Here is a 25,707-nt window from a genome sequence, read left to right on the forward strand (position 1 = left end):
CGCGCAGGGCCGCCTGCTCGGCACGTTCGCGTTCGCGGGCCCGGCGGTCGTCGGCGACGCGTGCGCGTTCGCTCGCCTGGCTGCTTTCCCGGGCGCGGCGCTCCATGTCCTGCTGCATGGCGGCGAGCTGCTGCTGCAACTGCTCGAGACGGGCGTTCTGCGCCGCGAGCGCCGCCCGCGCGGCGGCTTCGGCCTCGCCCCGCGCCTGCCGTTCGGCCGGGTCCGCAGGAGGTCGATCCATCATGTCGAGACGAAGCCTGGCGTCCGCCGCATGGACGCTGAGCGGATGGTCGCGCAGGAAGGCGGTGATCTGCTCGCGCGAGCCGTCGCGCACACGCTGCCAGATCTGGCTGTCGGTCTCACGCTGGTTGAGCACGAACTGGCCGCCGCCGGAAGCGGTGAATTCCGGCACCTGGCGCCCGGATGTCGCGCGCGAAACGGAATCCGCGACCCGGGTCAGCATGTCCGCGACCTTCAGTCCGGGCTCGCGGGCCTGGCTGATGAAGGCCTCGGTGAACGGGCTGTTCCGGCCTGCGCCGTCGGCCGCGACATTGTTCGGCTGCGTTGCGTAGACGACGACCATGCCGCGGATCTGCTCGTTGGCGAGGCCGAGATTGAACATGGCGCCGCGTGTCGCCGCGCGGCTCTGCAGCCGCTCGGCGACCGGATTGTTGCGGCAGGCATCGAGGATCATGATCTTCAAGCCGGAAACACCGGCGAGCGCATCCCGCGCGACGTCGAGCCCGACCATCTCGAAACGGATCGAGATGTCGTCCTCGACCTTGGCATCGACGGGCATGAGGAAATTGCGGCCCTCGCGCTGGATGCCATGGCCGGCATAGTAGAACAGCGCGGCGTCGGCATCCTGTGCCGCCCGGGCAAAGCGCGCGAAAGCCATGTCCATGCCGCGCTTGTCGATGTCGAGCTCGAGCTGCACCTCGAAGCCGAGCTCGCGCAGGAGACCGGCAATGTCCTCGGCGTCGTTGCGCGGATTGGCGAGGGCCGGCGTGCTCGCATAGTTGGCATTGCCGATGACGAGCGCGACGCGCCGCTCGGCCAGGGCCGGGCTTGCCGTCCAGCCGATCGCCGCGGCCAGAACGAAAAGGCGAAGGGCAAAGCCAACGATCCGCAACATCTCTCGACCACTCCCGCACGCGGACGATGAGCGAGGCTAGATAACGGCAAAGAATAGCCTAGCATTATCGCCAAGGCAACGTAAGGGAAGCTCGAACATCGCGCTGCGCGCCGGCGCACAGCGCGTTCAGCGCGCGCGTGCGGGGGCTTGGGCCGGCGATCGGACAGGTGGCGCGCCGGCTGGCCCCCCGGTCCCGCCGTGCAGCCAATTCGTCTCAGTGCAGGAATGGGCCATTCAGGAACGGCTCGTCATCGTCGACGAGATCGCCCAGGATTTCCAGGAGGACCGGGGCAATGCGCGCCTCGCGCTCGCGGTGGCTGAACGATGCCGCGTCGAGCAGCAGGCAACCCGCATAGAAGGTGATGGCCCGTGTCAGCTCTTCCGGAATGCCGTCGACGCCAGTCCCGGTCCGTGGCCAGCTATGGGCCTGCCGCGGGTCCTGCTTGCGGCCGCGGAAGCGGAAGGTCCGGTCAATGAAGGCGGTTGCGAGCCGCAATGCATCGTCCTGTTGCCGACGCGTTGCTCGCGCGAATGCTGAGGCAACATTCGTGTGGAAGTCGGACGAAGAAGGATGATCGAAAGACATGCGCGAATCCCGTAGGTAAGGGCAGTGGTACCGTTAGGGAATGCGGGTGTCCAGACACCACAGGCTGCGGAGTTTACCTGATACGGAAGGTAGGACTAATGCGGGTGACCTTTCAGGGCAGGCAGCAGGTGCAGCGCGTCCCGCGACAATTTTGCGCGGCACGTCCGGGGCGCGCACCACAGCGCTTTGGTCATCCGCGCGCCGTTCCTAGCCGGTCGTCGACCGGCGGCCTCCGATGCACCTGTTCGAGCAGGAGCGTCGTGCTCGCAGCGCTCGCCGCCGCGGTCAGGAGATCCACGTCCCGCTCGCCGCCGTCAAAGGCGAAGAAGACCGCCTTGGCGACGATTCCGCGGCCCTCCGCATCGTCGGCGGCGACGGCGAGCGTGTCGCATATCGTGCGATAGATCGCCTCGAGCGAGGCGAGGTCCTCGGGATCGTATACGCCGCGGACGACGAGGCTTCGAAGGGAATTGGGCATAGAAAAGCCCTTTGCGCGCTGATCCTGGTGCTGCTCGGTTCTCAGCGCGCAGTCGTTTTCGCTCGTGCCGGTGCGCCATCGCGCAGCAGCCTGTGCGCACGCGCGGGGGAGCCCGCGCGGTCGACGACAACTGGGCCGTTCCTTGTGGAAGGGGGCGGTAGCAGTGCAGCTGGGAAGACAGGCGCGAAAAGCAATCGAAGCAAGGACTGCGCCTGGGATGAAGACTGAACGCTATGCCGATGTTGCGGTCGGCGCAAGGTCGGAATGCGCCTGTTCAGCCGGTCCGGCTTTTGTCCGCGGCCGAGCCTTGCGGCCCGGCCTCGTTGCGCTCGACAGACAGCTGGAGCGCCCGTTCCTGCAGCGGCGTCTTGCTTGCAATGATCGCTTCCGCCTTGATCTGATCGACATCGCGGATGCCGCGATCGAACACGAACAGGACGGCTTTCGCGACGATCTGCCGGGCTCCGGTATCGTCGGCCGCGACATCGAGCATGTCGCAGACCGTCAGGTAGATGCTCTCCAGAGAGACGAGATCGCGTTGTTCATAAACGCCACGCTCTACCAGATTTCGCAGTATTTCCGGCATGGCCCCCTCGCACACCGTCTGTCGTTCCGCCCGCGCAAATCTCCCGGCATGTCGCGCGCAGAGGCGTCGGCGGGGCGAGCGCACGGCATGGCGCGGCCGGCACCTGCTCGTCCGGTCCCTTCGGAAAAGTGCCGCAACAGTGCGATTGCCACGACAGTCGCCACCCCAACCGTATGCATGAAAACGGTATGCCGCCCCGCCGCGCCGCGCAAGCCGAGGAAGCGCGTTCGGCGTAAAGGCCTGCGGCCCGGCCAGGCCTGCCACGGGCATGCCCGCAAAGATCCGGCATCGGTCGCGATGGGAAATGATATCAATAGCTTGGCGTGAAATCGAATGGTGCCGGCAGCGGGACTCGAACTCGCGACCTACCGCTTACAAGGCGGTTGCTCTACCAACTGAGCTATGCCGGCCCATGACCCGCATGGCCCTAGCAATGCGCGGCCTCGGACGCAAGGGAGCCGCTGCGTCTTTCTGCCGGGCGAAGGCGGGAATGGCCCGGAAAAAACGCATGAAAAAACGCCGGGGTGGAGGCGCCCCGGCGTTCTTTCCGGTCGGGCTGGCGGCGGCGCCGGCCCATCCGGTTGCATGCGATAAGACGACGATCAGTTCGTCGGGAAAGCCGACGACGGAACAGCTTCGCGCTGGATCAGGCTACGCTCGGCATTGCTGACGCCGACCGGCTGCGTGCCGGCGCGATGCGCGCTGAACTCGCGCAGCTGGTTCGGCGCATAGGTGGTGACGGCCGGGGTCTCGATGAAACCGGCGGCGTCCTGCTGGGCCAGGGCCGGGGCAGCGACGGCGAACGGGGCGACGAGGGTCGCGGCGAGGATGAGCTTCTTCATGACGGGAATTCTCCAAAAAAACAGCCGGCCGCCGCATTGCGCGGGCGCGATACGTCGAGGCAGGCCAAGAGGCGGCGGAAGGGCGCCGCGGGATCAGTTGCTGGTCGAGAAGGCCGACGAGGGGACCGCGTCGCGGTTGATCAGAACCTGGCCGGCCACCGGGGCGCGCTCGGCGCGTGCGGTGAACTCGCGGGCCTGGTTCGGCGCGTAGGTCGTGACGGCGGGGGTCTCGATGAAACCGGCGGCGTCCTGCTGGGCAAGGGCCGGGGCAGCGACGGCGAGAGGGGCGACGAGGGTCGCAGCGAGGATCAGCTTCTTCATGACAGTCTCCATTAGAAAACCCGGTGGTGGGAGGGACACGCCAGATCCGGGATGTTTGGCCTGCTGCCGACGGGAGGTGTCCGCCGCCGACAGCGGTGAGATAGGTGCTGCACTGCAAAATTGCCAATCACGAAATTGGGAAAATGCATGTTACAAAACATTGCAGCCATTGTTGGATTGCATTGTCGCAATTTTGACAATTGCATGAAACGCGAGCCAAATCGCGCACTTACCGGAAATCGGCGGTCGGCGAGAGGCGATCGCCAGCGATCTGCGATGCGAAAAGAGACCATTTTATGCGCGAATTTGCCGCAGTTGAGCAAATCGCTCCCGATCGAATGTCCCGCGCCGCTGCGGGAGCGGGCGTCTCGCTGTGCGTCCGCGCAACAGATTCGCGCCATGTTGCGCCGCAGCATGCGCGTTCTTGCGCGAGGCCAAAAAGAAACGCCGGGGTGGAGGCATCCCCGGCGTCGCCAGAACCGGCCGGCGGCGGCTGGCCATCATGTTCTGGGCGGAGTGATCAGGCCGTTGCGGCCGCAGGTTCAATTGTTGGTCGGGAAGGCCGACGACGGCACCGCCTCGCGCAGGATCTGGTTGCGCTCGTCGCGGGTCACGCTGACCCCGTCCTGAACCGGTGCGCGACGGAGCGTGAACTCGCGCAGCTGCAGCTGGTTCGGCGCATAGGTGGTCACGGCCGGGGTCTCGATGAAGCCGGCCGCATCACCAGCGCCCTGGGCCAGGGCGGGAGCGGCGGCGAGGGGAGCCATAAGGGCGGCGGCGAGGATGAGCTTCTTCACTGTCAATCTCCATGGTTGGCCGCGGCAAAGGCCGGCGGCGTTGAGTCGAGGCGGTCGGGAGTCGTGCGGCCGCCGTCAGTTGCTGGTCGAGAACGCCGAGGACGGCACCGCGTCGCGGCTGATCAGGACCTGGCCGGAGGCCGGCACATGGTTCGCGCGAGCGCTGAATTCACGCAGCTGGTTCGGCGCGTAGGTCGTCACCGCCGGCGTTTCGACGAAACCCGCGGCATCCTGTTGGGCGAAGGCCGGGGCGGCGCTCAGCGGGGCCACCAGGGCGACGGCAAAAAACAGCTTCTTCATGGTGGTCTCCTTTCCAGGTCCGCCATCGGCAACTGGTCCCGAGGGGGCAGCGCCAGCGTCGAAACCTTGGTTTCGCGCCGCCGGGGAAGATCCCCGCCGGCCACTGACAGATAGGCGGCGGCCCGAGGAATTGCCAATCACAAAACTGAGAAAATGCATGTAACAGAATGTTGCAGGACTTTGATAATTGCATTTATGCATTTTTCCGCATTGAGCGGATCAAGCGAGGATCGACAGCCAGGCAGCGCCGCGTGAACGCTTCCGAGCGCCCGGCGGATGGGTGTGCGGTCACTCGAAGAGCGCTGGAAACGACAGAAAGCCGTCCCGGCACAAACGCTTGGCAGGAAGGCGCGGGATCGGGTCAGGACGCGCCGAGGACAATGCCACCGGCGGGCCGGTCACGCGCCGATCACGGAAATGAGAATTTGCAATCGGTTACAGGAAACGAACTATTTATGAATGCGCCGATGCAGCGTCCCGTTCAGAGCCGGCTTCTTGCCCGGCTGCAAACAAAAAAATGCCGGGGCAGGGCCCCGGCATCGTCTGGGTTGGGTCCGGCGGGCGAGCCGCCGGCGGTGCCGCGTTTCGGCGCGCTCACTTCTCCTCGTAGGTGAAGATGTCGCGGTCCTTGGTTTCCGGCACGAAGAAGAGGCCGATCACGAAGGTCATCATGGCGAAGATGATCGGGTACCAGAGGCCGGAATAGATGTCGCCGGTGGCCGCCACGATGGCGAAGGCGGTGGGCGGCAGGAAGCCGCCGAACCAGCCGTTGCCGATGTGATAGGGCAGCGACATGCCGGTGTAGCGGATGCGGGTCGGGAACAGCTCGACAAGCATGGCGGCGATCGGGCCGTAGACCATGGTCACATAGAGGACCAGGATGAACAGCAGGCCGGTCAGCGCCCACATCTGGCCGTTCATGCCGGTGCGGGCGATGTTGGCGACATTGGCGTCGTCGGCCTTGGGATAGCCGGCCGCCTGAGCCGCCGCGATGATGCCGCGCGTGAAGTTTGCATCGACCGGAACCTCGGTGCCGCCGATCGTCACCTTGACGGGCGACCCGGCCGGAGCCGTTACCAGATCATATTTGATGGTGGCGCGGGCGAGGGCCTGGCGGGCGACGTCGCAGGGCTGGGTGAAGGTGCGCACGTTCACCGGATCGAACAGCGAGCCGCAGGAGGCGGGATCGGCCGAGACGGTGGCATGGACGTTCTGCACGGCGGCGGCGAGAGTCGGATTGCCGACCTTGGCGATCTGCCCGAACAGCGGGAAGTAGGTCACCGCGGCAATCAGGCAGCCCGCGAGGATGATCGGCTTGCGGCCGATCTTGTCCGATAGCGAGCCGAAGAAGATGAAGAACGGCGTGCCGATGAGCAGCGCCAGGGCGATCAGCACATTGGCGGTGGTGCCGTCGATCTTCAGCGTCTGGGTGAGGAAGAACAGGGCGTAGAACTGGCCGCAATACCAGACGACGGCCTGGCCGGCAGTGCCGCCGAGCAGCGCGAAGATGGCGATCTTGGCGTTCTTCCAGTTGCCGAAGGCTTCCGACAGCGGCGCCTTCGAGCCCGTACCCTCTTCCTTCATCTTCTTGAAGGCCGGCGATTCGTTGAGCTGCAGCCGGATCCAGATCGACACGCCGAGGAGCAGGATCGAGACCAGGAACGGAATGCGCCAGCCCCAGGCGTTGAACGCTTCCGTCGTCATCGACAGGCGCAGGCCGAGAATGACGAGGAGCGACAGGAACAGGCCGACCGTGGCCGTCGTCTGGATCCAGCTCGTATAATAACCGCGCCGGCCCTGCGGCGCGTGCTCGGCGACATAGGTCGCGGCGCCGCCATATTCACCGCCGAGCGCAAGACCCTGCAGCAGGCGGCAGATGATGAAGCCGATCGGGGCGAGAATGCCGATCGAGGCATAGCCGGGCAGGATGCCGACCACGAAGGTCGCGATGCCCATGATCGTCATGGTGACGAGGAAAGTATATTTGCGGCCGATGAGGTCGCCGAGGCGGCCGAAGAACAGGGCGCCGAACGGCCGGACCGCGAAGCCGGCGGCAAAGGCCAGAAGCGTGAAGATGAAGCCGGCGGTCGGGTTCACGCCGGAGAAGAAATTGGCGTTGATGTTGGCGGCCAGCGATCCGGCGAGGTAGAAATCATACCATTCGAAGATCGTGCCGGTCGACGACGCGAGGATGACCTTCTTTTCCTCTTTCGTCATGGGGCGTGGCGCGGTCTGCGCGCCCGCGGCGGAGCTCATCGTCATTGTGGTTTTCATCCCCTGGGCTGGGCCGCCGGGCAAAACCCGGCCGTTGCCGCAAGCGATGCGCTTGCGGAGCCGGGGATGCGCCCTGACGGCAGATGTGAACTTATGGGCGAGCCTCTGGGCGCCGGGTCGCTTCGGCGAGACGTCGGGGGGCGCCTGTCCCATTTCCTCCACGACCCGTCCGCCCCGCGAGGACGGGTTCGAGCGTGCCGGGTTTGCCGGCCTCGTCCGGCCGTCCCGATCCTATTGATCGCTCGCATTCACCCTGTCGGTCGAAGGTTTGGGAATGGTGGCCCGATTCCCTTCACCCACCCCGAGAGTCACGCTAAGACTAACGCCGTTGCGGCATTCAAGTCACGGGGATGGGCCATGAGACCTTGGTCTATAATCCTTTCGGCGATTGCTGTGTCGGCCGGCGCAGCCTGGTTCGCACGGCCGGCCAATGCTGAATTCTACCGGCGCGTGACGATCACCGATGGGCGAACGGGCGACACCGCCGTGGTCCGCCATCGCTACGAATGCAGCCATTGCCGGGGCGTGCGCAGCTACCGGGCCGGCACCTTCCGCTATGCCGTGCCGGTGCCGGTCGTCGTCGACTACGGCATGGTGCTGCCGATCTATCAGCCGCCGCTCTACACGGTGCCGCGCACGGCCTATCCCGTCTATCCCGTCTATCCGCGGTCCGGGCCCTACATCGTCAGCTCGCCGCGCCAGCAGCAGGCGCTGCTGCCGGTCCGGCCCTGGTATCCGACCGGCGGGGAAGCGCGGGTCATCGGTCTCGACGAGATGCCATCGGCAACGCCGCCGCGCGAGCAGCGGCCACGCCGTCGGCGCTGAGCTCAGCCGCGCAGTCCGAGCCGCGTGGTGGCCGCATAGAGCGCGAGCGCCGCGGCATTGGAGACGTTGAGGCTCTTGATCGCGCCGGGCATGTCGATGCGGGCGAGCGCGTCGCAGGTCTCGCGCGTCAGCTGGCGCAGGCCCTTGCCTTCGGCGCCCAGCACCAGCGCGAGCGGCGTGCGCAGCCCGATCTTGTCGAGGTCGGCTTCGCCCTCGCTGTCGAGCCCGACGATCAGGAAGCCGCTCTCACGCAGTTCCAGCATCGCCCGCGCGAGGTTCTGCACGGTCACGAAGGGCACGTGCTCGAGCCCGCCGGACGCGCTTTTCGCCAGCACGCCGGTCGCCTCGGGCGAGTGGCGGTTGGTGGTGACGATCGCCTTGACGCCGAAGGCCGCGGCCGAGCGCACGATGGCGCCGACATTGTGCGGGTCGGTGATCTGGTCGAGCAGCAGCAGAACACCATCGGCCGGCATGCGCTTGAGATCGGGCGCATCCAGCGGTTCGGCTTCCGCGAACAATCCCTGATGCACGGCGTCGGGCGTCGCCGCCAGCCGCTTGTCGATCTCCCGCACCGGCACGATCTGAGCCTTGTGCGGAATGCCTTCCTCATCGAGTCGCTTGGCGGCGTTTTCGGTCGCCAGCAGCAGGCGGATGCGACGCTTGCCGTTGCGCAGCGCCTCCGAGACCGTATGCCAGCCGTAGAGCAGCACAGTGCCGGTCTCGAATTCCGGGGCGGCCTCGCGCAGCACGCGGCCGCCGCGGCCCTTGAACGGCCGGCCGGGTTTCGAAAACGGGCGGAAGGGCTTCTTGTCGCCCCGTGGCGGTGTCGTCGTCATCGCGTCCTCTTCCCACGGCGCGCGGCGCGGCGCAATCGCCGCGACGACTGCGCAGCCGCGCTCTCGGCATGCCGGGCCGCGGCCCGTCAACAGGTCATGTCGGGCGCATGACGTTTCCAGGTTGACAGGGCAGGGAGGCGTCCCTATCAAGCGCGCCACGCCCGGCGGCCATGGCCCTCGGGACCTGGGACGGGGGAATGTCCCGAGCGGCAAAGGGGGCGGACTGTAAATCCGCTGGCTACGCCTTCGTAGGTTCGAGTCCTACTTCCCCCACCACCCACCTTTCCTTTTCAGATCAGCGCTTCGCCGTATCGGCCCGATGGCCGGGCGCGTTCAGGCGCGCCGCGTGAGCGTCGCACGGCGAAGGTTTTCAGCCGCGCGCGGAACCAAGGGAACCGCGTGCGGCACCGGAACGTTCTGGATAGCGCAAGATCATTGAAGGAGAGCCCCATGAACGAAGTTCAAATCGGCTGGCTTGCGGCCATCGTGATTGGCGGATTGGCCGGTTGGATCGCGTCGAGCGTCATGCGCAGCGATACCGGAATCTTCGCCAATATCATTCTCGGCATCATCGGCGCGGCCGTTGCAAGCTTCCTGCTGGGCCTCGTCGGCGTCAGCTTCGGCGGTTGGATCGGCTATCTCGTCGCCGGTGTCGTCGGCGCCTGCATCCTGATCGGCGGCGCACGGGCGATCAGGACGTAACGCGCCGCATTGCGAAAGGGGCGCCGCGCCTGCGGCGTCCCCGGCGAGGTGGCGTTCAGGCGAGGACATTGCCGCGCTCGCGCGGCATCCGCCACAAATACCAGGACGCGACCGTGCGATGCGGCGCCCAGGCCTTGCCGATCTCGCGCAGCAGCCGCGGACTTGGCTGGTGCGGCAGCGACTTCAGGGCGCGGTAGCCTTCGCGGACGCCGAAATCGTCGACCGGCAGCACATCCATCCGTTCCAGCGAATACATCAGCAGCATCTCGACGGTCCATCGGCCGATGCCCTTGATGGTGATCAGGCGATCGACCAGCGCCTCATCGCCGAGACCGTCGGCGGTCTCGCGCGAGGGAACCAGCCCCGAGAGCGCCCCGTCCGCGATGGCCTTGATCGTCGCGATCTTGGCAGCCGAGAAGCCGCACGCCCTCAACGTCTCGACATCGGCGGCAAGCAACGCCTCCGGCCGCGGAAAGCCGTCGTCGGTCGCGATGGCCTTCAGCCGGCCGATGATCGCGTCGCCCGCCTTGGCGGTCAGCTGCTGATAGGCGATGGCGCGCACCAGCGCCTCATAGGGTTCGCGGGCGGCCTTGGGATCGTGCCGGCATGGCCCGACATGATCGATGAGGCGCGCCCAGTCGGCATCGACGGCGCGCAGGAAGGCGGTGGAGGCTTCATAGCGGCTGGTGGTGTTCATGACCGGGAGCGCTTGCCGGCGACACGGGCGAATCGCACTCCATATCTTGCGCTCAAATCGGCGGACCTCGCCATCGCGCCTTCCGGGCCGCGCGGCGGCCCGGCCCGGAAGGTTTCGGCGTCAGGCGGCCTTCAGGAGGCCGAGCTGGGTGAGGGCGGTGACGCCGTCATCGAGGCCGATCTCCTCGGCTATGCGTCCGTCCTGCAGGCGCAGCACGGTCATGCCCGTGAAATGCATCGTCCGGCCGCTGGCGGCCGGTAGCGCACCGGCCAGGAAATCGCTGAAAGCCGGCCCCGAATGGGTCCCGCCGCCCTCCCATTGGCCGACCACGTAATCGCCTTCGGCGATCAGCTCGGCCGTGCCCCGGAAATGGAGATCCGGAAAGGCCGCGCGGAAGTCGGTCATGAACGCCTTGATGTCGTCGCGGCCGCGACGCGGTTCATGCAGCGAATAGCGCAGCAGCATGTCCGGCGCGGCCAGGGCGTCGACCACGGCAAGGTCGACCTTCTCGCCCCAGAATTCCGTGAACCAGCGACCGACGACCGCCTTGTTGTCCTCTTCGAGCTTTCCCATCGTCTTGTTCCTCATCGGCTGAAACGTCTCGGACGGCGCTCATGGCGATCGAATGGCGATCCATGAGCGCCGATGCGAGGGATAGGCCGACGAGGCCGCGGGCGAACTCCGCTTCTTGCCGCGCAATCGCGGCGGTCGATCAGCCGTGAGCGTCGCGCAGTTCGCGCTTCAACACCTTGCCGGCGGTGTTGCGCGGCAGGTCGGCGCGGAAGATGACCCGCTTCGGCACCTTGAACGGGGCGAGCCGCTCGCGGCAATGCGCGATCAAGGCTTCGGCCTCCGCGCTTTCGCCCTGGCGCAGCACGACGACGGCCGTCACCGCCTCGATCCATTTCGGATCCGGCGTCGCGATCACCGCGACCTCCGAAACCGCCGGATGGGTGAACAGCGCTTCCTCCACTTCGCGGCTCGCGACGATCACCCCGCCGGTCTTGATCACGTCCTTCACCCGGTCGACGACATAGAGGTAACCCTCCTCGTCGAGCACGCCGACATCGCCGGAATGGAACCAGCCCCCGGCGAAAGCCTCGGCGGTTTCGTCAGGCTTGTCCCAATAGCCGACCATGAGCTGGGGCGAGCGATGGACGATCTCGCCTTGGGTACCCGGCGGTACGTCGCGCATGTCCGCATCGACGACGCGCGTTTCGACCTGCAGCACCGGCCGGCCGGCGGAGGCGGGCCGCGCATCGTGTTCCTCCGGCCGCAGGACGGTGGCGAGCGGTGCGATTTCGCTCTGGCCGTAGCAGTTGAACGGCGCAGCCGCGGGCAGGCGCCGGCGCAGTTCCTCCAGCACCGGCACCGGCATGATCGAGGCGCCGTAGAAGACGTGACGCAGCGAGGCGAGATTGCGGCGGTCGAAATCGGCATGGCGCAGCAGGCTGATCCAGACCGTCGGCGGCGCGAAGAACGAGGTGATGCCATGCTCCTCGATCAACTTCAGGCAGAGGTCGGGGGCAGGCGCTTCGATCAGCACGGTGGAGGCGCCGACCAGCAGTTGCGGCATGGTGAAGACATGCATCTGGGCGGAATGATAGAGCGGCAGCGCGGCCAGCGCCTTGTCGGCGCCGCTGAGTCCGAGCTCGACCATGCAGCTGACATATTCGGCCATCAGCGCGCGATGCGTCATCATCGCGCCCTTGGGCGCGGCCGTGGTGCCCGACGTGTAGAGAAGCTGGGCGAGATCGGTATCGGCGACCGAGGCGTCGGCGACGGCATCGGTGCCGTTCAGGGCAATATCGAGGACGTCGAACGCGCCGCCGCCGACGAAAGTGCCGGTCAGCATGACGGCATCCGTCGCAGCCGCCACCTTGTCGGCCGTCGCGGCCAGGCCGCCGTCGCGGATCAGCGCGCGGGCGCCCGACTGGCCGATAATGTAGCCGAGCTCGGCTTCGGTCAGCGCATAGTTGATCGGGACATGGACGAGACCCGCCCGTGCGCAGGCGAGCCACAGGATCAGATAGCCGTCGGAATTGCGTCCATAGGCGCCGACGCGGTCGCCCACCGCAAGGCCTGACGCTGCAAGACCGGCAGCGACCCGGTCGACCGCGCGATCGAGATCGCCATAGCTCCAGCTGCGATCGCCGAAGACGAGGGCCGTCTTGGCACCGTGACGTTGGGCCGAGCGCCGGAACGCATCCGATATGGTGTTGCGGCGGGCACGTTCGCCGAGCGGCTGCGCGTCGGTGGCTGAAGCGACCATGGGGGCCTCCGGTTTTCCTTGCCAATTACTGGTCAGTAGCTCTATTACTCATGAGTAACATGGCCCGGACCTAACGGGCGCTCGAAACGCCGTCAAGGCAGGCTGGATGACCGAGCCTCTGGTTTCGCCGTGGAAGGCGCAAGGCGCGCGCGAGGCCGAAAGGCAGGACAAGCGGCGCGCCGTCCTGATGACGGCGGCGCGGATCTTCTGCGAGAAGGGGGTCCGCAACACCTCGCTCGACGAGATCGCCGAACAGCTCAATGTCACCAAGCCGACCCTCTACTATTATGTGCGCAGCAAGGACGAGATCCTGGCCGAATGCGTGCGCATCGGCCTCGACCTGATCGAAGAGGCGATCGCCGCGGCCGACCGCGCCCATCTCAACGCGCTCGAGCGGCTGGAAGCGGCGCTGCGGCGCTATGCCGAGATCATGACCATGGATTTCGCCATGTGTGTGACCCGCATCGGCGAAACCGAACTGCCGCCGGAGAGCCGCAGGGCCTTGCGCAGCCACAAGCGGAAGATCGACGCGCGCATTCGCGCCTTGATCGCCGAAGGGGTCGGCGAAGGCTCTATCCACGCACGCGATCCGAAGATCGCAGCGTTCATCGTCGCCGGTGCGCTCAACTGGATCGCCCATTGGTACGATCCACGCGGGCCGCTGACGGCAGCGCAGATCGCCGATCGTGCCGTCGAGGCGCTCATCTCGGGCCTCGCCCCGCGTGCCGACATGTGAGGAGACCGCCATGCTGCATGTTCCGCCCGACCGCCTGCCGGAACCGGGGCCCGCCTATCGCGAACCGACCCGCTTCTTCGACAGTGACGATCCGGCCGTGCTGCGCGTCGCCGAGGAGGCGGTGGCCGGCGCCAGCGACGAGATCGAACGCGGGGTCAGGCTGTTCTACCGCGTGCGCGACGGCTGGCGTTACGACCCGTTCGACCTGCGCCTGACGCCGCACGATCACACGGCGAGCACCGTCTTGGCGGCAAGCTCCGGCTATTGCGTCACCAAGGCCGTGCTGCTCGCGGCCCTCGCGCGATCGGTCGGGATCGCGTCGGCCATCGGGCTCTCGGACGTCACCAACCACCTGTCGTCGGAACGGCTGACGCGCGAAATGGGCGGCAGCACGCTGTTCGTCAACCACGGCTATACGCTGCTTCATCTGGGCGGCCGCTGGGTGAAGGCGGCGCCGGCCTTCAATATCGAGCTCTGCGAGCGCTTCGGCGTCCGGCCGACCGAGTTCGACGGCCGCTCCGACGCGATCCTCCAGGAATTCGACGCGGCCGGCCGCAAGCACATGGACTATGTCAGGCACCACGGTTCGTGGTCGGACCTGCCTTACGAGCGGATCGAGCGGGACATGATCGCCGCCTATCCGGACAGCCCGCTGATCCGCAACGCCACCGGCAAGGCGCGGCGGCCGGCAAGCACGGAACGCGACGCGTTCAGCGCCTGAGGCCCCGGGCCATCCGGCGAAGGGCCGTATTGCGGCAACTAAAGCGCCGTATTAGTTGCGATGGATCGAAGCGACAGGGAGGATCTCATGGGTGAAGCCTATATCGTGGCCGCGGCGCGCACCGCCGGCGGCCGCCGCAACGGCCGGGTGGCCGGCTGGCATCCGGCGGATCTTGCCGGCGTCGTGCTCGACGCGCTGATCGAACGTTCCGGCGCCGATCCGGCGCTGGTCGAGGACGTCATCATGGGCTGCGTCTCGCAGGCCGGCGAGCAATCGACCAACATCGCGCGGGGCGCTGTCCTGGCCTCGAAGCTGCCGGAGAGCGTGCCCGGTGTTTCGGTCGATCGGCAGTGCGGCTCCTCGCAGCAGGCGCTGCATTTCGCCGCCTCCACCGTCATGTCCGGCGTGATGGATGTGGTCATCGCCGCCGGCGTCGAAAGCATGAGCCGCGTGCCGATGGGTCTGCCTTCGGCGGTGCTGAGCAAGGCAGGCTACGGCGACTACAAGAGCCCGCGCCAGGAAGAGCGCTATCCCGGCATCGTGTTCAGCCAGTTCCCGGGCGCCGAGATGCTGGCGGTCAAGCACGGCTTCTCCAAGGACGATCTCGACCGCTTCGGCTTCGACAGCCAGAGGAAGGCGATCGCCGCGACCAGGGCGGGCAAGTTCGAGCGCGAGATCGTGCCGATCGAGGTGACCCAGGCCGACGGCAGCAAGGCGCTGCATGCGATCGACGAGGGCATCCGCTTCGACGTGACGCTGGAGGGCATCCAGGGCGTCAGGCTGATCCAGGAGGGCGGCCGCGTGACCGCGGCCACCGCGAGCCAGATCTGCGACGGCGCCTCCGGCGTCATGCTGGTCAACGAACGCGGCCTCAAGGCGCTCGGCGCGACGCCGCTTGCCCGCATCCACTCCATGACGGTGAGCGCCGGCGATCCGGTGATCATGCTGGAGGAGCCGCTCTTCGCCACCGACAAGGCGCTGAAGCGCGCGGGACTGTCGATCGGCGACATCGATCTCTACGAGGTCAATGAAGCCTTCGCTCCCGTGCCGATGGCCTGGCTGAAGCATACCGGCGCCGATCCGGAGCGCCTCAACGTCCATGGCGGCGCGATCGCGCTCGGCCATCCGCTCGGCGGCTCCGGCACCAAGCTGATGACGACCCTCGTCCATGCCCTGCACGATCGCGGCAAGCGCTATGGCCTGCAGACCATGTGCGAGGGTGGCGGCCTTGCCAATGTGACGATCGTCGAGCGGCTCTGATCCGCCTTCGGCCTCGGCGGGAGAGGGCGGCCAGGGCCGCCGCCCGATCACGGCGGCGCGCGCCGGACGCCGGCATTACAGAGCGACATGGCCGGTAATGCAGGTCGTCACGGCGCCGCCGACCCACACCGTGTCGCCGACCTTCTCGACATGGACGCGTCCGGCCCTGCCGAGCACCGTGCCCTGGCTCGCGACATAGGCCGGCGGCGCCATGCCGCTGCCGATCAGCCATTGGGCGATACCGGCGTTCAGGCTGCCGGTCACCGGATCCTCGAAACCCGCGGCGGTAAAGCCACGCACCTCGAAATCCGCGTCCCGGGCGGTCTTCGACCGATCAGCGGGCGCGACGACCCCGACGCGCAGTCCCGACAGGACCGCAAAATCCGGGCGCAGCGTCAGGACATCGTCCGCCGACCGCAGCAGGACGGCGAGCCAGCCCGGGCCGTTGTCGACCCAATGGGCATCGACAATGTCGGCCGCGGACAGCTGCAGGCCCGCAAGGACCCTCGCCATGGTCTCCGCCTCCACCGGCCCCGTGCGCCGGAGCGGCGGCGCCGCGAAGGACAGCCGGTCGTTGTCGCGGCGGATCTGGATCAGTCCCGCCGCGCATTGCTGGATGATTTCGCCCGCCTTTGGCTGGCCGCCGGCAGCCAGCCAGACGTGGCAGCTCCCCAAAGTGGGATGACCGGCGAAGGGCAGTTCGCCCTTGGGAGTGAAGATCCGGACGCGATAATCGGCCTCCGGCGCGGTCGGCCGCAGCAGAAATGTCGTCTCGCTGAGGTTGGTCCAATGGGCGAAAGCCGCCATCTGCGCATCCGGCAAGGTGTCGGCGCCGATGACGACGGCGAGCGGATTGCCGCGCAGCGGCGTCGCCGTGAAAACATCGACCTGCTGGAACGAAAACATCATGTGCTCCGCGCGTCGCCTCCTGCCCTGGACGTTATCCGCGCCGCGCCGGTTTCAGCCCTTGCCGCGGCGGGGCCGGGCTGCCGCTTTCTGCAGTTTTGGGGCGGACGAGGCAAGCGCCGCGAGCGTCGCTGGCGAGGGCGGCGCGCCCAGCAGTCCCTCCATCGCGTCGAGCAGGTTCTCGTGGGCCGCCGGATGGCCCCACAGGTTGCGCCAGGCGTCCGGCTGTTCGCGCGCCGCCTCGCGCGAGGAGCCGACCGCGAAGAGATAGAGCATGGCGAGCATCAGGCGCTGCTGCACCAGCGGCGCGGGATAGTCGGGCAGGAGCTGCCGCAAATGCTCGAAACAGCGGCGGATGCCGCGGTCGACGCCGCCCTGGACGACCTCGAACAGCAGGTCGCGGTGGTTGATCATCACCATGGCGAGGAACCGCAGGGCATGGTCGTCGCCGCCGTCCTCGGCCATGCTGTCGGGCGGTGCCGTCAGGATGGCGAGGATCCCACGCACGGTGATCGGATCGCCGCTTGCCTCCAGCGCGTTCAGCCGCCGCTGGTGGTGCGCGTCGAGAAGGCGCGCGACATCTTCGATCAGCTCGCGGATCAGCGCGTCCTTGGAGCGGAAATAGTAGTTGATCGAGCCGGCATTCTTCTGCCCCGCAGCCGTGACGATGGCGCGGATCGACACCGCCTCGAGGCTCTGGGTGGCGAAGAGGCGGAGTGCGACGAGCTTGATGTGCCGGCGCGTTGCCTCGCCGCGCGAAAGATCGGCGGTCGGAGCCGAGGCCGGCACCATGGCCGCCCGGTCAGGCACCGGTGAACCGGGCCGGCCGCTTGTCGCGGAAGGCGGCCACCCCCTCGCGGAAGTCCGCAGTGCGGCCGGCCGCGGCCTGGCCCGTCCGCTCGGCCTGCAGGACCGCTTCGAAATCGCCGCTGGTCGCGAGCCAGGCGTTCTTCCGGATCAGCGCAAGGGCGCGGGTCGGGCCATCGGCAAGCTCGGCCGCCAGCGCCTGTGCGGCGTCCTCGACCGCCTCGTCGGCCACGAGCCGGTTGATCATGCCCCATTCGAGCGCCTTGGCGGCAGGGATCTTTTCGCCGAGCAGCATCATTTCCATGGCGCGGACGCGGCCGACCGCCTTGGTGAGCAGATAGGTCGAGCCGCCGTCCGGCACGAGGCCGATGCGGCGGAAGGCCTGCAGGAAATAGGCGCTGTCGCCGGCAACGATGAGATCGGCGGCGAGCGCCAGCGAACAGCCGACACCGGCGGCCGCGCCGCGCACCGCCGAGACCCAGGGAATGGTGAGGTCGCGCAAGGCCACCATCAACGGATTGATGTGGCTTTCCAGGACCGTGCCCGCGTCGCGGTCGGCCGACGGCTGGTCGAGGCCCATGCCGGTGCCGAGATTGGCGCCCGAGGAAAAGGCGCGCGGCGAACCGGCGAGCACCAGGGCGCGGGCGTTTTTCTGCGCCACGCCGAGCGCGTTCTGGAGGCCGACGATCATGTCGAGCGAAAGGGCGTTCATCGACGCCGGATCGTTCAGCCGGATCGTGGCGACGGGGCCGGCCTGGGTGAACTGGATGGTCGGCGGCAGGTCGAGCGACTGGGACATGGAAAGCTCCGGTTCAGAGGGCGTTGTCGGCGCGGTCATTGCGCCCGGCCACGGGATTGGACGGCTGCCCGGCGCGCGCCGAGCTCCTCGGTCGAAATGGCCTGGTTGTAGCGGCGGTAGCGCTCCTGCTCGAGCGCCATGGCCGGGCCGAAGGGCAGGGCGAAGCCGTCGTCGATCAGCCGCTTGTATTCGGCAAGATAGCCGGCCGAGACCTGGGCCATGTCGGCGGCAAGCTTCAGCGCAGTGGGCATCAGCTCGGCGGGAGCGACGACATGATTGACCAGCCCCCAGTCGCATGCGGTACGGGCATCGATGAAGTTGCCGGTGAACGACATTTCCTTGGCGCGGTAGACGCCGACGAGACGCGGCAGTTTCTGCGACAGGCCCCAGCCGGGAATGACGCCGACCCGGCCGTGGGTATCGGCAAAGCGTGCCGCCGTCGAGGCCACGAGCACGTCGCAGGCGAGCGCCAGCTCGAAGCCGCCGGTGATGGCAACGCCGTTGATCGCCGCGATCACCGGTTTCGGGCAGAGCTCGATCGCCTTGACCGGATTGTCCTCGACGGACGCGGAATCGACCGAGCCGAGCATGCCCGCATCCGCGCCGAGCTCCTTCAGGTCGAGGCCCGCCGAGAAGGCGCGGTCGCCGGCGCCGGTCAGCACGATCGCCCTGACGCCGTCGTCCTGCCCCAGCCCGTGGATCGTCCGGGCGAGCGCCCCCATCAGCGACCGCGACAGGGCGTTCATCGCCTGCGGGCGGTTGAGGGTGACGATGGCGACGGGGCCGTCGCGGCTGATCTCGACTTCGTTCATGGGATGGTTCCTCCTCGGCCGGCCCGTTGGGCCGGCAGGGTGCCGTGACGGGTTCGTTGCCGCACTCTCGCCCGCCATCTTGCCGGACCCGGGGAACGGCCGCGCCTCTGGCTTTCGGCCAAGGCTAGGAGCCATGGACAGGCAATTCAAGCAGTGTTTTAATTTTTGACTTTCACGCGACGAAAGCCGGCCGGAGGCAAGCCCATCATGTCCAGCCTGTTCGATCTCAAGGGCCGTGTCGCCGTGGTGACCGGCGGCAATGGCGGCATCGGTCTCGGCATGGCCGAGGCGCTGGCGGAGGCGGGCTGTGCCGTCTCGGTCTGGGGCCGCAATGCCGAAAAGAACGCGGCGGCGGTGGCGCGGCTCTCCGCCCTCGGCGCTGCCGCCGGTTCCGAGGTGCTCGACGTCACCGACCGGGCGGCGGTCGAGGCGGCGTTCACGCGTACGCTCGCGCGCTTCGGACGGGTCGACGGCGTGTTCGCCAATGCCGGCGTGTCCGGCGCGCAACCCGGCTCCTTCGTCGACCGCGACGACGCGGACTGGCGGCGCGTCATGGGCGCCAATGTCGACGGCGTCGTCCATGTCTTCCAGGCCGCCGCCCGCCACATGGTCGCCCGCGCCAAGGCGGGCGACCCCTTCGGCCGGCTGGTCGCGACCTCGAGCGTCGCATCGATCGACGGCGCCGCGTTCAACGAGCATTATGGGGCGTCGAAAGGTGCGGTGAATTCGTTCGTGCGCGCCATTGCCGTCGAGCTGGCGCGCCATGGCATCACGGTCAACAGCATCCTGCCCGGCTGGATCGAGACCGACATGACCACGGATATGATGCAGAACGACAAGTTCGTACGCAATGTCAGCCCGCGCATCCCGGTGCGGCGCTTCGGCCGGCCCGCCGATTTCGCCGGCATCGCCGTCTATCTGATGAGCCCGGCATCGGCCTATCAGACGGGCCAGACGCTGGTGATCGACGGCGGCTATACGATTTTCTGAAGACTAGAAACGGTGGCCGCGAACGGCCGCGGAACCACATTCCGGAGGACATCATGTTCAAGGACGGCATCTTCAAGGGCAAGCGCATCCTGGTCACCGGCGGCGGCACAGGCCTTGGCCGCGGCATGGCCGAGCGGTTCCTCTCGCTCGGCGCGGAGGTCATCATCTGCGGCCGGCGCAAGTCGGTCTGCGACGAGGCCGCGGCCGAGATGATGGCGGCTCACGGCGGCAAGGTGACGGCCTATGGCGTCGACATCAGGGATGCGGCGGCCGTCGACGCTATGGTTGAGGACATTTTCAAGGGCGGGCCGCTGACCGATCTCGTCAACAATGCGGCCGGCAACTTCATCTCGCGCACCGAGGACCTCTCGCCGCGCGGCTTCGATGCGGTCGCCAATATCGTCATGCATGGCACGTTCTACGTGACCCATGCGGTCGGCAAGCGCTGGATCGCGTCGGGCAAGCCAGGCAGCGTCATCTCCATCGTCGTCACCTGGGTGCACAATGGCGGACCCTATGTGGTGCCTTCGGCCATGAGCAAGTCGGCCGTCCACACCATGACCAAGTCGCTCGCCATCGAATGGGGCCGCTACGGCATCCGGCTCAATGCCATCGCGCCGGGCGAGATTCCGACCGAAGGCATGAACAAGCGCCTGACGCCGACGGAGCAGCCGGGCGCACGCACCGCCAAGCGCAATCCCATGGGCCGCACCGGCCGCATGGAGGAGTTGCAGAACCTTGCGACGTTCCTGCTCTCGGACGGCTGCCCCTGGCTGAGCGGCGAGACGATCGCCATGGACGGCGCGCAGGCGCTGGCGACCGGCGGCAATTATTACGAGCTGCGCGAATGGACGGACGAGCAGTGGACCGCCGCGCGCGATGCCATCAAGGCCCAAAACGAGCGCGACAGGGCCCAGCGCGGCTGAGGGCCGTCAGAACAGGACGATCCGCGGTTTGTTGAGCATCGGCCAGAAAATGGCGACGACCGAAAAGAAGGCGGGAAAGCCGCAGAGGAACCAGATGGCGTAGAGCCGGTCGAAGGCCGGCGGCAGCACCGTGCCGTCGGCGGCGGCACGGCGTGCCATGTCCCTGAGACGGATCTGGATCCAGACCACCGGCAGCCAGAACAGGCCGGTGACGACGTAGAGCGCAAGCGGCAGCACGAGCCAGCCTTCGGTCATCGGCCAGCCGACGATGCGGGCGAGCGCATAGCCCGTCAGCGGCTGCAGCACCACAGCGCTGGCCGTGAAGATCGTGTCGGCGATCACCACGACGCCGGCGACATGGGCGATGACGGCGGCATCGCGGCTCCGCTGCGCCATGACCATGAAGAAGGCGATGCCGGCGCCGGTCCCGAACAGCACGGTCGCGCCGAGGACATGGACGAGCCGGAGGATCTCCTCGACCGGCATCAGCGTTCGTCCAGGATGGCGAGGGCGACGAGAGCGAGCAGCATCGCGGGAATGACCTTGACGAGCGGTCCCAGCGGATCGAGCCAGAGCCCGGGCGTGGCGAGGGTTGCCGCAGCGAGATAGCCAAGGCTCAGAAGGAGCATGCCGACAAGCGCGCTTTTCGCCCACGGCCTGACCAGCACCGCGAGCCCCACCGCCATGTCCGCGAGGCAGGCGGCGACCGTCGCGGCCCCGGCAAGCGACGGCGGCAGGGCCGCCTCCATATGGGCGCGTGCCGCGCCGAACGAGAGGAACGGGATGAGGCCCGAGGCCAGCCACAACAGGGCCAGCGCGACGATGATGATCGGCTTCAGGAGATAGAGGCGGGCGAACCAGAGGTCCTGCACACCCGAGGGATTGGCGGCGAGCGTCTCCCGGGCGGCCGGTTGGCGCGCGGCGATCGCTCCGCCGGCAAGCCCGCCGGCCATGAGCGTCATGGCGGTCGAGCGCAGCGGCGAGCGCCAGCCGAGCCTGCCGGCGAAATCCGCGAGCCAGATGACCGGCTTCGCGAGCGCCGGCGGCAGGCCGACCACGCGCGCCGCGGGCAGACCGAGCCAGGAGCGGTGCAGGGCGACGAGCTCGCCGAGGGTCGCCTGGTCCCGCGGCGGCAAAGGCGATGTCCGCACCTGCCGGAATGGCTCCGGCAACCGCACCGACGACCGCCGCGGCCAGGGCATCGAGATCGGAGGTTGCCACCAGCCGCCGCGCGTGGATCAACGGCAGGATGCCGGGCAGGGCCGCGAGCGCGCGCAGCAGCGCCGAGCCGCCATGGCCATTGCGCCCGATCACCACGGACGGACGGAGAATGACGAAGGGCACGCCGCTCGCGGCGAGGGCTTCGTCCGCCGCCCGTTTGGTCGCAAGGAAGGCGACGTCGCGGCCGGGGCCTTCGGTTTCCGCGGAGATCTGGATGATGCGCCTGATGCCCGCCTCGCGCGCGGCGGCATAGAGCGCCAGCATGGCCCGTTTCTGGGTCGCCGCGACATCGTCGCGCAGCCGGTCCTGCGGGGCTCCGGCGGCAGTGATCACGATGTCCTGGCCGTCGAGGAGTTCGCGCCAGTCGGTGCCGGCGCCGAGCTTGGCGATATCGGCGGCCTGCCAGGACAGGCCCGGCATCTTCCGCGCCATCCGGGAGGGATGCCGGCCGACCCCGGTCACCACATGTCCGGCCTCCAGCAGCTTTGCGGCGATGGCCGAGCCGATGAAGCCGGTCGCCCCGAGCAGCAGTATCTTCATTCGGCGTCCCGGCTCATGAACCGCTCGTACCCGGCGCCGCGCCGCGGCGAGGCTGCCAGCCATAACCGAGCAAATGCCGCCGCGCCATTCTCCATGGTCCCTTATCGGGAGGCGTGCGCCCGGCGCGCCGCGAACCACGGCCGCCGTGATGCCGTGCCTCGCCATCGGCCGTCCACGATGCAGCGCCCGGTCATCAGCAGTTGTACATGGTGACCTGCATCAAGCGCAGTCCTGGCTCGAAGGCTGCGTCATTGCGCGACGGGGACGATCCCGCCGTCGCGCGCCTGACATGTGTCGGTGTTCATCAGCGCCGCAGCAGGGCGCATTCGCTTTCCTGCGGGGGAATGAAGGCCTGCTCGCCGGGGACGCGCGAGACGATCCGCAGGAGGTCGTCGGCATTGCGCATCTCGCCGGCGGGCTTGGCCTCGGCATAGATCAGCTCGCGCATCAGGCGGCCATCGGCGCGGATCCGCGCGCCGCGGGTGAAGACGTCCTCGACCGGCGTCGCCCGCATGCGTTGCAGCACGGCGGCCGTATCGCGCGTGCCGGCGGCCTGCACCGATTTCAGATAGTGCAGCACGGCGCTGTAGACATTGGCCTGCGGATCGGTCGGCAGGCGGCCGGTCGCCTGGCGGAAGCGTTCGGCCCAGCGCTGGGTCGCTTCGTTCTCGCCCCAGTAATACGACAGGACCACCGGCATGCCGGCCGCGACCTGGTTGCCGACCGCCGCAATGTCGACCGTCGTCATCGAGAACGGCACGTAGCGCTGGCCGGCGGCGCGGATGCCGAATTCGTCGGCCTGTTTCACCGAGTTGATCAGGTCGGTGCCGCCGCCGATGAAGCCGATATTCTTGGCGCCCGAGGCCTGCGCGCGCAGCAGGAACGAGGAGAAGTCGGGCGTGCCGATCGGAAAGCGCACGGCGCCGGCGACCGTGCCGCCGGCGGCGCGGATCATCCGGCTGGCATCGGCTTCGATGGAATGGCCCGCCGTATAGTCGACGGTGATGAAGAACCAGGAATTGGGTGTCGCCCCGGACGATCCGCGCACCGTCAGGTTGGACACGGCATAGCCGTCATTGGCCCATTGCATGCCGTTCGGCGAGCACTGCTTGCCGCCGATCAGGCCGCTGCTCGCCATCGAGACGACGACGATCTTGTTCTTGTCTTCGGCAATGCGCTGGACCGCCAGCGAGACGCCGGAGGAGTAGATGTCGAAGATCGCGTCGACGCCTTGCACGTCGTACCACTCGCGAGCGATCGTCGCGCCGAGATCCGGCTTGTGCTGGTGATCGGCGAAGACCAGCTCGACAGGGCGGCCGAGAATGGTGCCGCCGGCATCCTCGATGGCGAGCCGCGCGGCAGCGACCGAACCCTGGCCGGTAATGCTCGAATAGACGCCGCCCTGGTCGTTGAGGATGCCGATCTTGATCGGCGCCGCGCTTTGCGCGTGGCCGGCCGCCGGTGCCGCGACGAGGGCGGCGGCGGCGATCCAGCGGGCGAGCCGCAGCAGCGGGCGAGGGGTGCCGGCACGCGGCAGGGTGATGGTTTCGGGCATGTCGGTTTCCTCCGCAGCTTTTGCGCTGTCGTTCATGTCGTTCGGGGGGATGGGGGAGATGGGGACCAATGAAACAATCAGAGGAGCTCTCGGAGCGGCTCCTTCTTGACCTTGCCTGTCTCGGTCATCGGCAGGGCATCGACGAAGCGAAGCTCCGGCTGCTTGTAGGAGGCGAGATTCCTGCCGCACCAGGCGCGGAAATCGGCCTCGCCCTGAGCATTGCGCAAGGGCTCGGCGAGCCAGACGAAGGCCACCGGCACCTCGCCCTTGGCTTCGTCCGGGCGACCGATGACGCCGCTGCCGAGCAGGCCCGGATATTGGCCGAGGATCGCCTCGATCTCGCCGGGAAAGACGCTCATGCCGTTGACCTTCAGCATTTCCTTGCGCCGGCCGAGGAAGTGCAGGATGCCGTCGGTGTCGTAGACGCCGATGTCGCCGGTGTGGAACCAGCCGTCGCGGAAACAGCGCGCGCTTTCCTCCGGCTTGTTCCAGTAGCCCTTGAGGATCGACGGCGTGCGGATGCAGATCTCGCCTTCCTCGCCGAGCGGCTTCAGCGCGCCGGTCTCGAAATCGCAGATCTTGAAATCCGTGCCGGGCACGGGAAAGCCGACGAAGACCGGCTGCGACTTCAGGTCGAAATCGTCCTCGTCCAGGCCGTAGTTCATGGTGTCGCAGGTATGGGTCTCGGTCATGCCCCAGGCGACTTCGCGAATCGTCGTGCCGGTCAGTTCGCGCCAGCGCCGGCGCAGGTCCGGATTGAGCTTCTTGACGAAGGAGATGCCGCCGGTGCGTCGAAGGCTCTTCAGGTCGAAGGCGTCGCGCTCGGGATGTTCGAGGATCTCGACCGCGCCGTCGACCAGGAAGCTCGCATGGGTCACCTTGTAGCGGTCGATCGCCGCCATGGTGGCGAGCGGATCCCAGCGGGTCATCAGCACCAGGGTCGCGCCGGCGAAGAAGGGAAAGATCAGTCCGAAGACCTCGCCGGCCACCCAGAACACCGGCAGCATGCACAGATAGGTGCTGTCCTTGTCGATGCCGAGCGAGAACGGCACGGTGGTCGCGGCCGTATAGACCATGTCGCCCTGGGTGTGGATGCAGCCCTTGGGCATGCCGGTCGTGCCGCCGGTATAGTTGAGCGCGGCGACGTCATCGAGGCCGACATCGTCGCGCCGGGGCAGGGGCGCGACGTCGTTCAAGGCCGGCAGGAGATCGATCGCGCCCTCGATCGCCAGTTTCGTCGCGAGCAGGGCCGGCGGCGCCGCGATGTCCGGGCTTGCCGGCGCCATCTCGCCGAGCGAGGTGACCACGACCTGTTCGAGGCTCGTCTCGGCGCGCACCTCCTCGACGGTCGGATGCAACTGGTCGAGCGTCACGATCAGCCGTGCGCCGGTATCGTTCAGCTCGTAGCGCAGCTCCGGCGCCTTGAACATCGGATTGACCGGCACGTGGATCGCGCCGAGCTTGAGGATGCCGTAGAAGGCGATGACGAATTGCGGGCAATTGGGCATGTAGACCGCGACCCGGTCGCCTCTGCCGATGCCCTTGCTCTGCAGGAAGGCGGCAAAACGGTCGCTCAGGGCGTCTAGCTCGCCATAGCTCAGCCGCGCGCCGTAGAAGACGATGGCGGTCTTGTCCGGCTGCGCGGCGGCCCAGCGCCTGAGATAGTCGGTCAGCAGCACCTTGCCGAACGGATATTGCGGCTCGACCGGCCAGCCCTTCGGCCAGCGCTTGGCGCGCAGCGCCGCGAGCGCGGCAAGGTATTCGGCTTCCTCCAACGGATCCC

27 protein-coding genes, 2 tRNA genes and 1 pseudogene are annotated in these 25,707 nt (G+C 67.6%); 8 read left to right on the forward strand and 22 right to left on the reverse strand.

The annotated features are described in order from the left end of the window. The 10 genes from OZ671_RS11345 to OZ671_RS11390 all read right to left on the reverse strand — a co-directional run. The coding region (locus tag OZ671_RS11345) for a caspase family protein (protein ID WP_268860853.1) at positions 1 to 1,135 on the reverse strand (1,135 nt) is incomplete at its 3' end. 214 nt (positions 1,136 to 1,349) lie between these two features. Beyond that, positions 1,350 to 1,721, reverse strand: coding sequence for a DnaT-like ssDNA-binding protein (locus tag OZ671_RS11350; RefSeq protein WP_268860854.1), 372 nt, complete (start codon positions 1,719 to 1,721; stop codon positions 1,350 to 1,352). Positions 1,722 to 1,911: 190 nt separating this feature from the next. Further along, the gene (locus OZ671_RS11355; RefSeq protein WP_268860855.1) at positions 1,912 to 2,199 is read right to left on the reverse strand and encodes a hypothetical protein; all 288 of its coding nucleotides are present in this window, start codon (positions 2,197 to 2,199) and stop codon (positions 1,912 to 1,914) included. Between the two features lie 274 nt (positions 2,200 to 2,473). Further along, complete coding sequence (locus OZ671_RS11360) at positions 2,474 to 2,785, reverse strand: hypothetical protein (protein WP_268860856.1); 312 nt, start codon at positions 2,783 to 2,785, stop codon at positions 2,474 to 2,476. 334 nt (positions 2,786 to 3,119) lie between these two features. After that, positions 3,120 to 3,195 (reverse strand) — tRNA-Thr (locus OZ671_RS11365). Between the two features lie 192 nt (positions 3,196 to 3,387). Then, positions 3,388 to 3,627, reverse strand: a complete 240-nt coding sequence (locus tag OZ671_RS11370) for a hypothetical protein (RefSeq protein WP_268860857.1) — start codon at positions 3,625 to 3,627, stop codon at positions 3,388 to 3,390. A gap of 93 nt (positions 3,628 to 3,720) precedes the next feature. After that, complete coding sequence (locus OZ671_RS11375) at positions 3,721 to 3,948, reverse strand: hypothetical protein (protein ID WP_038313759.1); 228 nt, start codon at positions 3,946 to 3,948, stop codon at positions 3,721 to 3,723. A 542-nt stretch (positions 3,949 to 4,490) separates the two neighbouring features. Beyond that, complete coding sequence (locus OZ671_RS11380) at positions 4,491 to 4,745, reverse strand: hypothetical protein (protein WP_268860858.1); 255 nt, start codon at positions 4,743 to 4,745, stop codon at positions 4,491 to 4,493. Between the two features lie 75 nt (positions 4,746 to 4,820). Then, complete coding sequence (locus tag OZ671_RS11385) at positions 4,821 to 5,045, reverse strand: hypothetical protein (RefSeq protein ID WP_268860859.1); 225 nt, start codon at positions 5,043 to 5,045, stop codon at positions 4,821 to 4,823. A gap of 594 nt (positions 5,046 to 5,639) precedes the next feature. Next, complete coding sequence (locus tag OZ671_RS11390) at positions 5,640 to 7,307, reverse strand: MFS transporter (RefSeq protein ID WP_268860860.1); 1,668 nt, start codon at positions 7,305 to 7,307, stop codon at positions 5,640 to 5,642. Between the two features lie 405 nt (positions 7,308 to 7,712). Here OZ671_RS11390 and OZ671_RS11395 point away from each other — a divergent pair, with 405 nt between their 5' ends. Beyond that, positions 7,713 to 8,144: a hypothetical protein gene (locus OZ671_RS11395; RefSeq protein ID WP_268860861.1), complete on the forward strand. Its 432-nt coding sequence runs from the start codon at positions 7,713 to 7,715 to the stop codon at positions 8,142 to 8,144. A 2-nt stretch (positions 8,145 to 8,146) separates the two neighbouring features. Here the strand turns inward: OZ671_RS11395 and rlmB are convergent, their stop codons facing one another. After that, positions 8,147 to 8,980 (reverse strand): 23S rRNA (guanosine(2251)-2'-O)-methyltransferase RlmB, encoded by an 834-nt coding sequence (gene rlmB, locus OZ671_RS11400; protein WP_268860862.1) that lies wholly within the window; start codon positions 8,978 to 8,980, stop codon positions 8,147 to 8,149. A 191-nt stretch (positions 8,981 to 9,171) separates the two neighbouring features. Here rlmB and OZ671_RS11405 point away from each other — a divergent pair. Together OZ671_RS11405 and OZ671_RS11410 are read left to right on the forward strand one after the other, a co-directional pair. Beyond that, a tRNA-Tyr gene (locus OZ671_RS11405) sits at positions 9,172 to 9,256 on the forward strand. Between the two features lie 174 nt (positions 9,257 to 9,430). Further along, positions 9,431 to 9,682, forward strand: coding sequence for a GlsB/YeaQ/YmgE family stress response membrane protein (locus OZ671_RS11410; protein ID WP_038313746.1), 252 nt, complete (start codon positions 9,431 to 9,433; stop codon positions 9,680 to 9,682). Positions 9,683 to 9,737: 55 nt separating this feature from the next. Here OZ671_RS11410 and OZ671_RS11415 read toward each other — a convergent pair whose 3' ends face one another. The 3 genes from OZ671_RS11415 to OZ671_RS11425 form a co-directional block, all read right to left on the reverse strand. Further along, positions 9,738 to 10,379 (reverse strand): DNA-3-methyladenine glycosylase family protein, encoded by a 642-nt coding sequence (locus OZ671_RS11415; RefSeq protein WP_268860863.1) that lies wholly within the window; start codon positions 10,377 to 10,379, stop codon positions 9,738 to 9,740. Between the two features lie 120 nt (positions 10,380 to 10,499). Then, positions 10,500 to 10,952 (reverse strand): ester cyclase, encoded by a 453-nt coding sequence (locus OZ671_RS11420; RefSeq protein ID WP_268860864.1) that lies wholly within the window; start codon positions 10,950 to 10,952, stop codon positions 10,500 to 10,502. Positions 10,953 to 11,091: 139 nt separating this feature from the next. Further along, positions 11,092 to 12,651 (reverse strand): acyl-CoA synthetase, encoded by a 1,560-nt coding sequence (locus tag OZ671_RS11425; RefSeq protein ID WP_103168417.1) that lies wholly within the window; start codon positions 12,649 to 12,651, stop codon positions 11,092 to 11,094. Between the two features lie 106 nt (positions 12,652 to 12,757). Between OZ671_RS11425 and OZ671_RS11430 the strand changes: the two genes are divergently transcribed. From OZ671_RS11430 to OZ671_RS11440, 3 genes are all read left to right on the forward strand, one after another. Beyond that, positions 12,758 to 13,387 carry a TetR/AcrR family transcriptional regulator gene (locus tag OZ671_RS11430; RefSeq protein WP_038313743.1) on the forward strand — a complete coding sequence of 210 codons (630 nt, stop codon included), beginning with the start codon at positions 12,758 to 12,760 and terminating at the stop codon, positions 13,385 to 13,387. A 10-nt stretch (positions 13,388 to 13,397) separates the two neighbouring features. Continuing rightward, a complete protein-coding gene (locus tag OZ671_RS11435) occupies positions 13,398 to 14,108 on the forward strand; it encodes a transglutaminase-like domain-containing protein (RefSeq protein ID WP_268860865.1) in 711 nt (236 codons plus the stop codon). Between the two features lie 87 nt (positions 14,109 to 14,195). Beyond that, positions 14,196 to 15,368, forward strand: a complete 1,173-nt coding sequence (locus tag OZ671_RS11440) for an acetyl-CoA C-acetyltransferase (RefSeq protein WP_268860866.1) — start codon at positions 14,196 to 14,198, stop codon at positions 15,366 to 15,368. A gap of 75 nt (positions 15,369 to 15,443) precedes the next feature. On the opposite strand, the gene OZ671_RS11445 is transcribed toward OZ671_RS11440, so the two are convergent. Genes OZ671_RS11445 through OZ671_RS11460 form a run of 4 tightly spaced genes read right to left on the reverse strand, consistent with a single transcriptional unit; the run spans position 15,444 to position 18,692 of the window. Beyond that, positions 15,444 to 16,277, reverse strand: a complete 834-nt coding sequence (locus OZ671_RS11445; protein ID WP_268860867.1) for a PhzF family phenazine biosynthesis protein — start codon at positions 16,275 to 16,277, stop codon at positions 15,444 to 15,446. Between the two features lie 51 nt (positions 16,278 to 16,328). Next, the gene (locus OZ671_RS11450) at positions 16,329 to 17,066 is read right to left on the reverse strand and encodes a TetR/AcrR family transcriptional regulator (protein WP_038313736.1); all 738 of its coding nucleotides are present in this window, start codon (positions 17,064 to 17,066) and stop codon (positions 16,329 to 16,331) included. Positions 17,067 to 17,076: 10 nt separating this feature from the next. After that, positions 17,077 to 17,880: an enoyl-CoA hydratase-related protein gene (locus OZ671_RS11455; protein WP_103168419.1), complete on the reverse strand. Its 804-nt coding sequence runs from the start codon at positions 17,878 to 17,880 to the stop codon at positions 17,077 to 17,079. 35 nt (positions 17,881 to 17,915) lie between these two features. Beyond that, positions 17,916 to 18,692, reverse strand: coding sequence for an enoyl-CoA hydratase (locus OZ671_RS11460; RefSeq protein WP_268860868.1), 777 nt, complete (start codon positions 18,690 to 18,692; stop codon positions 17,916 to 17,918). A gap of 207 nt (positions 18,693 to 18,899) precedes the next feature. Between OZ671_RS11460 and OZ671_RS11465 the strand changes: the two genes are divergently transcribed. Then, positions 18,900 to 19,682, forward strand: a complete 783-nt coding sequence (locus OZ671_RS11465) for an SDR family NAD(P)-dependent oxidoreductase (RefSeq protein ID WP_268860869.1) — start codon at positions 18,900 to 18,902, stop codon at positions 19,680 to 19,682. A 53-nt stretch (positions 19,683 to 19,735) separates the two neighbouring features. Continuing rightward, entirely contained in the window at positions 19,736 to 20,608 is an 873-nt protein-coding gene (locus OZ671_RS11470; protein WP_268860870.1) for an SDR family oxidoreductase, read from the forward strand. A gap of 6 nt (positions 20,609 to 20,614) precedes the next feature. On the opposite strand, the gene OZ671_RS11475 is transcribed toward OZ671_RS11470, so the two are convergent. The 4 genes and pseudogenes from OZ671_RS11475 to OZ671_RS11490 form a co-directional block, all read right to left on the reverse strand. After that, positions 20,615 to 21,094 (reverse strand): DUF2269 family protein, encoded by a 480-nt coding sequence (locus tag OZ671_RS11475; RefSeq protein WP_268860871.1) that lies wholly within the window; start codon positions 21,092 to 21,094, stop codon positions 20,615 to 20,617. Continuing rightward, positions 21,094 to 22,369, reverse strand: a pseudogene (locus OZ671_RS11480) (SDR family oxidoreductase). Before OZ671_RS11480 ends, OZ671_RS11475 begins: the two are co-directional and overlap by 1 nt. A 304-nt stretch (positions 22,370 to 22,673) precedes the next feature. Then, positions 22,674 to 23,924 (reverse strand): ABC transporter substrate-binding protein, encoded by a 1,251-nt coding sequence (locus OZ671_RS11485; RefSeq protein ID WP_268860872.1) that lies wholly within the window; start codon positions 23,922 to 23,924, stop codon positions 22,674 to 22,676. 77 nt (positions 23,925 to 24,001) lie between these two features. Further along, positions 24,002 to 25,699, reverse strand: coding sequence for an AMP-binding protein (locus tag OZ671_RS11490; RefSeq protein ID WP_268860873.1), 1,698 nt, complete (start codon positions 25,697 to 25,699; stop codon positions 24,002 to 24,004). Positions 25,700 to 25,707 lie beyond the last annotated feature (8 nt).

Origin of the sequence: Phreatobacter sp. AB_2022a (assembly GCF_026847585.1) — a bacterium.
In the GTDB taxonomy this organism is placed as follows: Bacteria; Pseudomonadota; Alphaproteobacteria; order Rhizobiales; family Phreatobacteraceae; genus Phreatobacter.